This is a genomic window from Streptococcus sp. FSL R7-0212 (assembly GCF_038007985.1).
GTDB classification, from domain to species: Bacteria; Bacillota; Bacilli; order Lactobacillales; family Streptococcaceae; genus Streptococcus; species Streptococcus parauberis.
This window is the reverse complement of sequence record NZ_JBBOYF010000001.1, coordinates 1450644-1462780: the sequence shown is the minus strand read 5'-3', so window position 1 is coordinate 1462780 and position 12137 is coordinate 1450644. Positions and strand designations below refer to the sequence as shown.

Annotated in this window: 13 protein-coding genes; 10 read left to right on the top strand and 3 right to left on the bottom strand. The window is 35.4% G+C overall.

Translation table 11 applies throughout. The annotated features are described in order from the left end of the window. Positions 1-5: 5 nt before the first annotated feature. The 6 genes from MKY69_RS07425 to ileS all read left to right on the top strand — a co-directional run bounded on the left by MKY69_RS07425 (position 6) and on the right by ileS (position 6224). Positions 6-677, top strand: a complete 672-nt coding sequence (locus tag MKY69_RS07425; protein WP_003105548.1) for a YggS family pyridoxal phosphate-dependent enzyme — start codon at positions 6-8, stop codon at positions 675-677. 12 nt (positions 678-689) lie between these two features. Further along, the gene (gene sepF / locus MKY69_RS07420) at positions 690-1349 is read left to right on the top strand and encodes a cell division protein SepF (protein WP_003108174.1); all 660 of its coding nucleotides are present in this window, start codon (positions 690-692) and stop codon (positions 1347-1349) included. Between the two features lie 3 nt (positions 1350-1352). Continuing rightward, positions 1353-1607 (top strand): YggT family protein, encoded by a 255-nt coding sequence (locus tag MKY69_RS07415; protein ID WP_003103585.1) that lies wholly within the window; start codon positions 1353-1355, stop codon positions 1605-1607. After that, positions 1607-2398 carry a YlmH family RNA-binding protein gene (locus MKY69_RS07410; protein WP_037619483.1) on the top strand — a complete coding sequence of 264 codons (792 nt, stop codon included), beginning with the start codon at positions 1607-1609 and terminating at the stop codon, positions 2396-2398. Before MKY69_RS07415 ends, MKY69_RS07410 begins: the two co-directional genes overlap by 1 nt. A gap of 9 nt (positions 2399-2407) precedes the next feature. Beyond that, positions 2408-3172, top strand: a complete 765-nt coding sequence (locus tag MKY69_RS07405; protein WP_003107309.1) for a DivIVA domain-containing protein — start codon at positions 2408-2410, stop codon at positions 3170-3172. Between the two features lie 256 nt (positions 3173-3428). Next, a complete protein-coding gene (gene ileS, locus MKY69_RS07400) occupies positions 3429-6224 on the top strand; it encodes an isoleucine--tRNA ligase (protein WP_003108175.1) in 2796 nt (931 codons plus the stop codon). A gap of 65 nt (positions 6225-6289) precedes the next feature. Here ileS and MKY69_RS07395 read toward each other — a convergent pair whose 3' ends face one another. From MKY69_RS07395 to MKY69_RS07385, 3 genes are all read right to left on the bottom strand, one after another. Continuing rightward, complete coding sequence (locus MKY69_RS07395) at positions 6290-6598, bottom strand: DUF1827 family protein (protein WP_003108176.1); 309 nt, start codon at positions 6596-6598, stop codon at positions 6290-6292. Between the two features lie 48 nt (positions 6599-6646). Beyond that, positions 6647-7096, bottom strand: coding sequence for an NUDIX hydrolase (locus MKY69_RS07390; protein WP_003103112.1), 450 nt, complete (start codon positions 7094-7096; stop codon positions 6647-6649). A 118-nt stretch (positions 7097-7214) separates the two neighbouring features. Continuing rightward, positions 7215-9500 carry an ATP-dependent Clp protease ATP-binding subunit gene (locus tag MKY69_RS07385; RefSeq protein ID WP_003108178.1) on the bottom strand — a complete coding sequence of 762 codons (2286 nt, stop codon included), beginning with the start codon at positions 9498-9500 and terminating at the stop codon, positions 7215-7217. Positions 9501-9779: 279 nt separating this feature from the next. On the opposite strand from MKY69_RS07385, the gene MKY69_RS07380 reads away from it, so the two are divergent. The 4 genes from MKY69_RS07380 (at position 9780) to MKY69_RS07365 (ending at position 12127) form a co-directional block, all read left to right on the top strand. Further along, positions 9780-10010: a DUF1797 family protein gene (locus tag MKY69_RS07380; protein WP_003105222.1), complete on the top strand. Its 231-nt coding sequence runs from the start codon at positions 9780-9782 to the stop codon at positions 10008-10010. Between the two features lie 126 nt (positions 10011-10136). Continuing rightward, positions 10137-10826 carry an amino acid ABC transporter permease gene (locus tag MKY69_RS07375; RefSeq protein WP_003103587.1) on the top strand — a complete coding sequence of 230 codons (690 nt, stop codon included), beginning with the start codon at positions 10137-10139 and terminating at the stop codon, positions 10824-10826. Beyond that, positions 10823-11557, top strand: coding sequence for an amino acid ABC transporter ATP-binding protein (locus MKY69_RS07370; protein ID WP_003102516.1), 735 nt, complete (start codon positions 10823-10825; stop codon positions 11555-11557). The genes MKY69_RS07375 and MKY69_RS07370 overlap by 4 nt, the downstream gene beginning before the upstream one ends. Before the next feature lie 111 nt (positions 11558-11668). Then, positions 11669-12127, top strand: coding sequence for a ferrous iron transport protein A (locus MKY69_RS07365; RefSeq protein WP_003105762.1), 459 nt, complete (start codon positions 11669-11671; stop codon positions 12125-12127). Positions 12128-12137 lie beyond the last annotated feature (10 nt).

Genomic DNA, 12137 nt, shown 5'->3' with positions numbered 1-12137 from the left:
ACATTATGGATTTACAAAAAAATAGAGATCAAGTTTTAAAAGATGTTGGAACGGCGGCAATTGAGGCCCATCGAAACCCTGAAGACATAAATGTAATTGCTGTTACAAAATATGTAGATGCAGGTATCGCTGGTGCCTTGATGGAAACTGGATTGACTCATATTGCTGAAAATAGAGTAGATAAATTTTTAGATAAATATGAATCATTAAAAAACAAAGACTTAACTTGGCATTTGATTGGCAGTCTCCAACGCCGTAAAGTTAAATCTGTTATTAATTTGGTAGACTATTTTCATGCTCTAGATTCGGTAAGTCTTGCTGAAGAAATTCAAAAAAGAGCTAAGCATCCAATTAAGTGTTTTTTACAAGTAAATATTTCTGAAGAAGAAAGTAAACATGGTTTTACGATTTCTGAACTTCCACAGGTTATTGAAGAGCTAGCTCAATTGAATCAGATTCAACTCGTTGGATTAATGACGATGGCACCGCTTGGAGCTAGTGAAGGAACCATTAGGGATATTTTTAAAAAAGCAAATAAATTAAGACTTAAGCTTGAGTCAGAAAACAGAAAGAATATGCCTTTTACAGAATTAAGCATGGGGATGAGTGGTGATTATAAAATTGCCATTCAAGAAGGTGCAACTTTTGTAAGAATCGGATCTTCTTTCTTCAAGTAAATGGAGAACTATATGGCACTTAAAGACACATTCAATAAGATGATTTCTTATTTTGATACTGACGAAGTTAGTGAAGTTGAAGGTGAAGAGCAAGCTCCGATTAATGCGGAACAGGCTAGACCTCAGCAAGCAACTAGACCAAGTCAACCTGAACAACCCACTAGACCTGTTCAGCAACAAGCTCGACCAAGTCAAGCTACTACACGTCCGGTTCAACCTACAAGTAGTCAAAGAGCAAGTGAACAATATTCAACTGGATATCAATCACGTGGACAAGTTACTGATGCTAGTGAAAGAAGAGCAAGTCAAAACTCTTATCAAACTTCTGCACCAACAAATAAAAATAATCACATTCAGGCAAATTCTAACCAAGGTCAAACAACAATTGCTTTGAAGTATCCTAAACGTTACGAAGATGCCCAAGAAATTGTTGATCTACTTATTGAAAATGAATGTGTATTGATTGATTTTCAATTTATGTTGGATGCTCAAGCAAGACGTTGTCTTGATTTTATTGATGGAGCTAGTAAAGTTCTTTATGGAACCTTACAGAAAGTTGGGTCTTCTATGTATTTGTTGACCCCATCAAATGTATCTGTTAATATTGAAGATATGAATATCCCAAATAATAATCAAGATTTTGGATATGATTTTGATATGAAGAGACGTTAATCTATGGGATTTATTTTATATATTTTACTTAATATCATAAGACTATACACCTATTTGTTAGTTGGCTATGCTTTATTATCTTGGTTTCCAGGAGCATATGATACAACTTTAGGCCGTTTAATTCGTCAGTTAGTTGAACCACTAATTAAACCTTTTAAAAATCTGCCATTACAGTTTGCTGGAATGGACTTCACTATTTTAGTCGTAATTCTTGCCTTGAACTTTCTTAGTAGAATTTTAATCCAGATTTTTATATGATGGTCAATCTAAAAGATAAATACCAACATTTTCATCCCGAGGAATATTCGTTCATTGATAAAGTTAGTGAAATAATTAATCGAGTAGAAGATACTTATGTTATTAATGTCACTGATTTTTTAAATCCAAGACAAATTGATATTCTAAAATCCTTGGTTGCCCCGACCGAATTACAAACATTTAGTTCCAATGATTATTATGGAACTGAATATGGCAGGGTGATCATTGCACCAGCTTATTACCAGTTTGATCAGAATGATTTTGAGTTAGATTTACTAGAAATTAATTATAATGCTAAATTCAATCAATTAAGGCATTCGCAAATTCTAGGTACTTTGATAAATGAATTAGGAATCAAGCGAGAGTCTATGGGAGATATCCTAGTAGAGGAAGGTTACGCTCAACTGATGATTAGTCATCATCTACTGAATTATTTTTTAGGAAATATTAGTAAAATTGGTAGAGCCAGTGTAACACTTAAAAAAATTCCAATCAATCAGCTAATTAAGGAAGCAAATGAAATGACTTCAACAGACATTTTGGTTTCAAGTTTGCGAATTGATCTGATTATGGCTTCAGTTATCAAAATATCCAGAAGTCAGGCGATGAAATTCATTGAATCTGAAAAAGTAAAAGTTAATTATCGTAAAGTAACTAGAACATCAGATAATCTTGCTCTAGGCGATATGATTAGTGTAAGAGGTTATGGTCGCTTCAAAATCGAATCAGATAATGGTCTAAGTAAAAATGGGAAGATTAAATTAACAATCAGTAAAACGATGCGTAAATAAGGAGAAATAATGGCACTTACAGCACTTGAAATTAAAGATAAAACATTTAAAACAAAATTCCGTGGATATAGCGAGGAAGAAGTTAACGAGTTTTTAGATATCGTCGTAGACGATTATGAAGCACTTGTGAAAAAGAACCGTGAACACGAAGCAAAAATTAAAAATTTAGAAGAAAAACTTTCTTATTTTGATGAAATGAAAGAATCTTTAAGTCAATCAGTTATCTTAGCTCAAGAAACTGCTGAAAAAGTAAAAGCTACAGCAAATTCTGAGGCATCAAATCTTGTTAGCAAAGCAAATTATGATGCACAACATTTATTAGATGAGTCAAAAGCGAAATCAAACCAAATGTTGCGTGATGCTACAGATGAAGCAAAACGAGTTGCAGTAGAAACAGAAGAGTTGAAACGTCAAACTCGTGTCTTCCATCAACGTCTTATTTCTTCTATTGAAGCTCAATTGAACTTAGCCAATGCACCTGAATGGGATGAATTGTTGCAACCAACAGCAATCTATCTTCAAAATTCAGATGCTGCTTTTAAAGAAGTTGTGAAAGAAGTTCTTAACGAAGAAGTACCTGAAACTGAAGACAGTGCATCATTTGATGCAACACGCCAATTCACTCCAGAGGAAATGGAAGAATTACAACGTCGTGTTGATGAAAGTAATAAAGATTTGGAAGATGCAAATTTTGATCATTACAATAGTGAAGCAAGTGAACCTGCAATCAACCTTAATGAAACACAAACCTTTAAATTAAATATTGAAGAATAAGAAAAACACAGTTTAATTTACAATATTCACAGCAAGTAGAGGATGATGAGAGCTCTACATTCCCTAGTAAATTTAATTATCATTTTCTTTCTTCCTAACTGAACCAAGTAAGTTAGGAGGTCTGCTCACCTTACGAGCGAAAGAGGGAATAAGAAATTATTCTAAACTAAGGTGGTACCACGAGCTTTCGTCCTTTTACGGATGGAGCTCTTTTTATATTGTCAATAACATGAACTATGACTAAGGAGTTAAAAAAATGAAATTAAAAGAAACCTTAAATCTTGGAAGAACAGCTTTTCCAATGCGTGCTGGCCTTCCTAATAAAGAGCCTCAATGGCAAGAAGCTTGGTTCAAAGCTAATCTTTATAAAAAACGTCAAGAATTAAATGAAGGAAAACCAAGTTTTCATTTACATGATGGACCTCCCTATGCCAATGGAAATATTCACGTTGGCCATGCTTTAAATAAAATATCTAAGGACATCATTGTTCGTTCAAAATCTATGTCTGGCTTCCAAGCGCCATTTGTCCCAGGTTGGGATACTCATGGGTTACCAATTGAACAAGTTTTAGCTAAAAAAGGTGTAAAACGTAAAGAAATGGATTTGGCTGAATATTTGGAAATGTGTCGTACCTATGCACTCAGCCAAGTTGATAAACAGCGTGAAGATTTCAAACGCCTTGGAGTTTCTGCAGATTGGGAAAACCCTTATGTAACTTTGATGCCTCAATACGAAGCAGATCAAATTCGTGTATTTGGTGCGATGGCTGATAAGGGTTATATCTATCGCGGTGCGAAACCAGTCTATTGGTCATGGTCTTCAGAGTCAGCTTTGGCTGAAGCTGAGATTGAGTATCATGACATTGACTCAACGTCATTATATTACGCCAATAAGGTAAAAGATGGCAAGGGTAAATTAGATACAGATACTTATATCGTTGTTTGGACAACAACACCATTTACGGTTACAGCATCTCGTGGCCTTACTGTTGGTCCAGATATGGACTATGTACAAGTTAAACCTGCTGGAAGTGACTGTAAATATCTCGTAGCTGAAGGTTTACTTGAAAGTTTATCAAATAAATTTGGTTGGCCAGAATTTGAAGTCCTTAATAGCTTCAAAGGAAGTGAACTTGAATATATTGTGACTGAGCACCCATGGGATACAGAAGTTGATGAACTTGTTATTTTAGGTGACCACGTTACACTTGAATCAGGTACAGGTATTGTTCATACAGCACCTGGTTTTGGTGAAGATGACTACAATGTTGGTAGTAAATATAAATTAGAAGTTGCTGTTACTGTTGATGAGCGCGGCATCATGATGGAAAATGCAGGACCAGATTTCCAAGGCCAATTTTATGATAAAGTGACACCGATTGTTAAAGAAAAGCTTGGCGACTTATTATTAGCTAGTGAAGTTATAAATCACTCATACCCATTTGACTGGCGTACTAAAAAACCAATCATTTGGCGTGCTGTTCCACAATGGTTTGCTTCAGTATCAGATTTCAGACAAGAAATCTTGGATGAAATTGAAAAAGTTAACTTCCATCCTTCATGGGGTAAAACGCGTCTTTATAATATGATCCGTGACCGTGGCGATTGGGTAATCTCACGTCAACGTGCATGGGGTGTCCCTCTACCAATCTTCTATGCTGAGGATGGCACAGCTATTATGACAAAAGAAGTAACTGACCATATTGCCAATCTTTTTGAACAAGAAGGTTCAATCATCTGGTGGAAGAAAGAAGCAAAAGAATTACTACCTGAAGGCTTTACTCATCCAGGTTCACCAAATGGTGAGTTTACAAAAGAAACAGATATCATGGATGTTTGGTTTGATTCAGGTTCATCTTGGAATGGTGTAATGAATGCTCGTGGACACTTAGACTACCCAGCAGATCTTTATTTAGAAGGATCAGACCAGTACCGAGGATGGTTTAATTCATCATTAATCACATCAGTTGCTGTTAATGGTCATGCCCCATATAAAGAAGTCTTATCACAAGGTTTTGTCCTTGATGGTAAGGGTGAAAAAATGTCTAAATCAAAAGGTAATACAATCTTACCTAGTGATGTGACTAAACAATATGGTGCAGAAATTCTGCGTTTATGGGTTACTTCAGTTGACACCGATAATGACGTCCGTGTCTCTATGGATATTCTAGGACAAGTATCAGAAACATATCGTAAAATCAGAAATACGCTACGTTTCTTGATTGCTAATACGTCTGATTTCAATCCAAATACTGATGCTGTAGCTTATGAAAATCTTTCTGCAGTTGATAAATATATGACAATCAAATTTAACAAATTAGTTGAATTAATCAATACTTCATATGCATCATACGATTTCATGGCAATCTACAAAGCAGTTGTTAACTTTGTGACAATTGATTTATCAGCCTTTTATTTAGATTTTGCTAAAGACGTTGTATATATTGAAGGAGCTAATAGCCCTGAACGCCGTCGCATGCAAACAGTATTCTATGATATTTTGGTTAAAATTACTAAACTATTAACACCAATTTTACCTCATACAGCTGAGGAAATCTGGTCCTATTTAGAATTTGAAAGTGAAGAATTTGTACAGTTATCAGAGTTACCTCTAGCTGAAAGCTATGAAGGTGAAGTGGATATTTTATCTGCATGGGAAGCTTTCATGACTCTACGTACACAAGCTCAAAAAGCTTTAGAAGAAGCTCGTAATGAGAAAATTATCGGTAAATCTCTTGAAGCACACTTGACAGTCTATGCTAGTCCGCATGTCAAAACATTATTAACAGCTTTAGATAGTGATATTGCACTATTAATGATTGTATCTCAATTGACAGTTGCTGATTTAGAAGAAGCGCCTGAAAATGCAATAGCATTTGATGGTGTTGCATTTACTGTAGAACATGCAGTAGGTGAAGTGTGTGAGCGTTCTCGCCGCGTTGATCCGACAACTAGAATGCGTCCTTATGGAGCATTTGTCTGTGATGCAAGTGCAAAAATAATTGAAGAAAATTTCCCAGAGGCAGTAGCTGAAGGATTTGAAACTAAATAAAAAATCTGACCTTTCGGTCAGATTTTTTTGTTTGTTAGTGATAAAGAAAAACTAACCTTGATGGGCTAGTTTTCTTCTTTGATTGGGAATGAGATTTCAATTAAATTATTGGTATGAACCATTTTTGTTTTCCCATTAATGATAAGAGATTGATCGATGCGACGTTTTAAGAAAAATTCACGGATTGCTTCTAATTCTTCATCTTTAATTGCGCGATATTTATTAGTGATTAATAGTTCGTAATGTTTTGGTGCTTTTGTGAAAACGACATCTGTGTTACCTGCCGAGTAAACTTCAACCAATTTAGCATCTGTATTTGTTAGTTGATTGGTTACCAGTTCAGGATGACTCCCTGTTGTATTAATAAGTCTCATAATTATCTCCTCTTTATCAATCACTATACATCAATAAATTAATAGTTATTAAGAATGGTGTTGTTTTTGCCATTCAGTTATTGCCCATTTATGACTGCCGCGTTTTAAGTTGGCAATTGCTTCCTCGATTGGGAACCAAGCTAGTTTGTTAAAGTCTTCCAAGGGATCTCCTTGAATACTATAAGAAGTTACTTCATACAAGTAAGCTGGATTATAGTAATAGGTATCTCTATGACGTGAGTAAAAATACTCGTCTGCTTGGCCATAGTAATATCCAATCTCAGCTGAGAATCCGAGCTCCTCAATCAATTCTCGCTCTAAAGCAGTTAAGTGATTCTCACCTTCCTCAATTTCTCCACCAGGAAGAAACCAAGCCCCGTTGGGTGCCTGTACTAAGATGACCTCTGTTTTATCACTGTTTGGAATAACTGCATAAACTCCATACCGAGATTTGTAGTTTTTTTCTTCAATTTTTTCGCCGAATTTTGGAACTGTCATAGCCGTCCCTCCTATTTATATTATACTAAAAAAATGAAGATAGCGCTTTATTTTTTTTCATAATATGTGAAAATTTTCATCAAAAAAGTGATAATAATAATTATTATCACTTTTCAAATTAATTTTCGTAAGACTTGGTTTGATCTTCCACAGGTGAATTAGATTTTTTTGCTGATTTAATAATGATATTTCCATTACTAGTCATCATTGCTTTAAGCTCTTTTTCACTTGGATTTTCCAAGTAGAAATCAGTAATAGCATCTTCAATGTAATCTTGAATAGTTCTTCTTAATGGACGAGCACCCATTTTTGGATTATAACCAAGATCGACTAATTTCTCTTTAACTTTATTGGTCACATCAAGGTGAAGACCATTTTGAGAGAGGCGATTGTTGACATCTTCTAACATCAAATCAACAATATGTAATAGATTATCTTTGCTTAATGTTTGGAATTCAATAATACCATCAAAACGGTTCATAAATTCTGGATTAAAGAAATTTGTTAATTGTCCCAGAACTGAACTTGTTCGTCCTTCGCGGGCTGCCCCAAATCCGACAGAGGCTTCATTAGTACTTGTCCCGGCATTAGAAGTCATAATGATGATGGTATCTTTAAAGCTAACTGTCCGGCCTTGCCCATCAGTCAAACGACCATCGTCTAAAACTTGAAGGAACATGTGCATAACATCAGGGTGAGCTTTTTCAATTTCATCCAGCAAAATGAGTGAATAAGGATTGCGACGGACTTTTTCCGTTAATTGACCGGCTTCCTCATATCCGACATAGCCAGGAGGGGCACCAACCAACTTAGCAACGGCATGTTTTTCCATGTACTCTGACATATCAAAACGAATCATATTATCGGCTGTACCAAAAAGTTCAATTGCTAATTGCTTAGATAACTCAGTTTTCCCTACACCTGTAGGACCCACGAATAAGAATGAACCGATTGGTCGATTTGGCGTACCTAGACCGACCCGGTTACGACGAATAGCTTTAGCAATTTTATCAACAGCATCGTCTTGACCAATGACATGACTCTTCAAGTCTTCAGCCAGGTGAATCAATTGTGATTGTTCTTTTTCTTTCAAATCACCCACAGGGATATTGGTTTTGTCCTCTAAGATACCTTCAATTGTTTTCTCAGTAATGATTGGGGTATCTTCTTCATCAACTTTTTGCTTTTGTAACTCTTTATATTTGATAATTTGGTCGCGGAAATAAGCTGCGCGCTCATAGTCTTCATCTCGTGTAGCCTGCGCTTTTAAGTTTTCGGCTTCGACAAGACGTTGATCTATTTCTTTTGGATCAACAAAAGTTAACGTCAAGTTCAATTTTGAGCCGGCTTCATCGAGTAAGTCAATTGCTTTGTCTGGAAGGAAGCGATCTTGAATATATCGATTAGAAAGTGTCGCAGCAGCAATGATAGCATCATCTGTATACTTAACATGATGATAATCTTCGTACTTAGTCTGGATCCCTTTTAAGATGGTAATTGTTTCTTCAACAGAAGGCTCATCAACCTTAACAGGTTGCATACGTCGTTCTAAGGCGGCATCTTTCTCAATAATTCGATACTCATTAAGTGTAGTAGCACCAACTAACTGTAATTCACCACGAGCAAGTGCAGGTTTTAAGATATTTCCAGCGTCCATGTTGCCATCACCTGCATTACCGGCTCCAACAATTTCGTGAATTTCATCAATGAATAAGATAACATCTTGACGGTTTCTTATTTCTTCCATCAGTTTTTGCATTCGTTCTTCAAATTGACCACGGATTCCAGTTCCTTGGACTAAACTAACAACATCTAAACGAATCACTTGTTTACCTTGAAGTTTATATGGGACATCACTGTCCACAATTTTTTGAGCTAAACCTTCAACGACAGCAGTTTTACCAACACCGGGTTCGCCAATTAGAACTGGATTATTCTTTGTACGACGATTGAGAATTTCAATGACACGTGTAATCTCTTCGTCACGACCTATAACAGGGTCAATACCTCCTTTACGGGCAATTTCCGTAACATTGATACCAAACTCTTCTAGTAAGCCTTTAGGCTGTTGAGTAGCTTGTGCATTTTGATTACGAGAGCCCTGTTGGTTAGGAATTTTCCCATTATTTCCACCGCTTCCACCTGCCTGAGTTGGAGGAGTATTAGGTAGATTTCCGAAAGATCGAAAGTTATTCAAATCACCGAAAAAGTCATCAAAGAATGGATTCATTGGGTCTTGTTTTTTTTCTGAACGCGAACCAATTCCCCCTAATATTGAATTATTCGCATCCGTTTTCATTATTTGATAGCAATTTTGACATAAATCAATTTGCTTTTGTTTCCCATTAACATTGGTATATAAATGGATTGAAGCTTCATTTAATTGACAATTCTGACAGAGCATAGCATACCTCCAATGCATTTCTATCGACCATCTTGATTTATAGTCAAACATGGTCAAACTTTATAACCATATTATAGCACCCTATTTTTGGAAATCAAGTAAAAAGTTCGAATTTTTAGCACTCTCCAGAATAGAGTGATAATCACAATATTTTCGAGAAAAAACAGCAATTTACCACACATAACAAAGGAAAAGATTGAGAAATTTGTCTCTTTTAGTGTTTGTTTAGGGCAAATTATGTTAAAATAATATGGAAAACTAAGGAATAGGAGAACAGAAATGGAATCACATTTAGTGAGAATCATCAACCGCTTAGAATTAATGGTTAATGACGGTGGCAACTTAAAAAGAAATTTTGAACGTGATGGCGTAGTAGTTGCTGAAGTAGCATTTGCAAATGATGTTGAAACTGGACCAGTTTTTACATTACGTGATGTTGAAGCTCGTGAATCATATTCATTTGATAGTATTGATTTAATTGCAATGGAAATTTACGATTTATTATATTAATATTAATCTTTTTTAAAAAAAACTTGCCCAGGCAGGTTTTTTATTTTAGTTTCTATTGTATTTTTATACATAAAGTGTTATAATTATTTCGTTGTTTTAAAAAATCGATATGTTTGGAGTATAAATATGAATTTTTCTTTTTTGCCACATTACTGGGGCTACTTTAATTACGGTGTCTTAGTCACCATTTTTATTTCAATTGCTGTAGTGTTTTTTGGCACCATATTAGGCATAATTATTACATTTTTGAAGAGAAGTTCTATTCTTCCCTTGAAATGGCTTGCCTCTTTCTATGTTTGGATTTTCCGAGGGACACCAATGGTCGTTCAAATTATGATTGCCTTTGCTTGGATGCACTTTAATCAAATGCCTATTATAGATTTTGGTGTCCTAAACCTTGATTTTTCACGACTCTTACCTGGGATTATTATTATTTCATTGAATAGCGGAGCATATATTTCCGAAATAGTCAGAGCTGGGATTGAGGCCGTACCGGCTGGCCAGTTAGAAGCAGCATACTCTTTAGGCATTCGCCCTAAAAATGCGATGCGGTTTGTTATATTACCTCAAGCTTTTAAGAATATCCTTCCAGCATTAGGCAATGAGTTTATTACAATAATAAAAGATAGTGCACTCTTGCAAACAATTGGTGTTATGGAATTATGGAATGGTGCCCAATCGGTTGTTACGTCAACGTATCAGCCAATTACACCTTTATTGTTTGGAGCATTTTATTACTTGATGGTTACGACTGTAATGTCACAACTATTACATTTATTAGAAAAGAAGATGGGACAGGGAGTTAAAAGTTTATGAGTCAAGAACTATTGAAAATTGAAGCCTTACATAAGTCTTTTGGTCAGCATCATGTTTTAAAGGGAATCGACTTAACAATTGAGCAAGGAGAGGTTTTAGTCATTATTGGACCGTCTGGATCTGGTAAGTCAACATTATTAAGGACGATGAACTTATTAGAAACACCAAGCAAAGGAAAAGTAACCTTTGAGGGTACTGACATTACGGATAAGGAAAATGATATTTTTAAAATGCGTGAAAAAATGGGAATGGTCTTTCAACAGTTTAACCTCTTTCCCAACATGACCGTTTTAGACAATATTACTCTCTCACCAATCAAAACTAAAAAGGTCAGTAAAATGATAGCTGAAGAAAAGGCTTATCACCTTTTGGAAAAAGTTGGTCTCGCTGATAAGGCTACAAGTTATCCAGATTCTCTTTCAGGTGGGCAAAAGCAAAGGATTGCGATAGCTCGAAGCTTGGCGATGGACCCCGATATGCTTTTATTTGATGAACCAACATCTGCCTTAGATCCTGAAATGGTGGGTGAGGTTTTAACTGTTATGAAAGAACTCGCTCTGGCCGGAATGACAATGGCTATTGTTACACATGAAATGGGTTTTGCAAAGGAAGTTGCAGACCGAGTTATCTTTATGGATGATGGTATGATTGTCGAAGAAGGCAAGCCTGAAGAAATTTTTGACCACCCAAGCCAAGCAAGAACCGTTGATTTCTTGAGTAAAATACTTTAATTAAGTTGGAGAAATCCAACTTTTTTATTAACTCTCTTTAATTTTTTAGTGAAAAGGATTACATTATAATTTTCTTATGTTATAATTGGAAGATATTAAAGGGAGAATAGTGTGAAATTATTACAAGCAGAAATTGGGAAAAAGTATCTTATCAAGTCTATTAATCTTCCTGATTCATTTAAAAAACATTTGTCACATTTAGGCTTGTTGCCTGACAAACAGATTATGCTCATTTCAAAGACTAATAATAGTGCTATCGTAATGTTATCAGATCAGAGACTAGCATTTGATAAAAGTATTTTAGATAATATTGATGTTGAACTACATCAAACGACCTCAAATGCTGTCCCACTTACCGATTTATTGGTAGGTGAAAAAGCTTATATTGATAATATCTTTACAAATAAAGAAACTAAGCGACATTTGATGGATATGGGATTAACGAAAGGGACGCAAGTCAAATTAATAAAAGTTGCTCCTTTGGGAGATCCAATTGAAATCTCAGTGAGAGGATTTGAACTAACACTTAGAAAATCAGAAGCACAATTAATTAGCGTTGATCGAAGATAGAACATTTAAG

What these genes read in the sequence shown, in the direction of transcription:
- MKY69_RS07425 (WP_003105548.1), top strand. Translation starts at nt 6, where the DNA reads ATGGATTTACAAAAAAATAGAGATCAAGTTTTAAAAGATGTTGGAACG.
- sepF (WP_003108174.1), top strand. Translation starts at nt 690, where the DNA reads ATGGCACTTAAAGACACATTCAATAAGATGATTTCTTATTTTGATACT.
- MKY69_RS07415 (WP_003103585.1), top strand. Translation starts at nt 1,353, where the DNA reads ATGGGATTTATTTTATATATTTTACTTAATATCATAAGACTATACACC.
- MKY69_RS07410 (WP_037619483.1), top strand. Translation starts at nt 1,607, where the DNA reads ATGGTCAATCTAAAAGATAAATACCAACATTTTCATCCCGAGGAATAT.
- MKY69_RS07405 (WP_003107309.1), top strand. Translation starts at nt 2,408, where the DNA reads ATGGCACTTACAGCACTTGAAATTAAAGATAAAACATTTAAAACAAAA.
- ileS (WP_003108175.1), top strand. Translation starts at nt 3,429, where the DNA reads ATGAAATTAAAAGAAACCTTAAATCTTGGAAGAACAGCTTTTCCAATG.
- MKY69_RS07395 (WP_003108176.1), bottom strand. Translation starts at nt 6,598, where the DNA reads ATGAGACTTATTAATACAACAGGGAGTCATCCTGAACTGGTAACCAAT.
- MKY69_RS07390 (WP_003103112.1), bottom strand. Translation starts at nt 7,096, where the DNA reads ATGACAGTTCCAAAATTCGGCGAAAAAATTGAAGAAAAAAACTACAAA.
- MKY69_RS07385 (WP_003108178.1), bottom strand. Translation starts at nt 9,500, where the DNA reads ATGCTCTGTCAGAATTGTCAATTAAATGAAGCTTCAATCCATTTATAT.
- MKY69_RS07380 (WP_003105222.1), top strand. Translation starts at nt 9,780, where the DNA reads ATGGAATCACATTTAGTGAGAATCATCAACCGCTTAGAATTAATGGTT.
- MKY69_RS07375 (WP_003103587.1), top strand. Translation starts at nt 10,137, where the DNA reads ATGAATTTTTCTTTTTTGCCACATTACTGGGGCTACTTTAATTACGGT.
- MKY69_RS07370 (WP_003102516.1), top strand. Translation starts at nt 10,823, where the DNA reads ATGAGTCAAGAACTATTGAAAATTGAAGCCTTACATAAGTCTTTTGGT.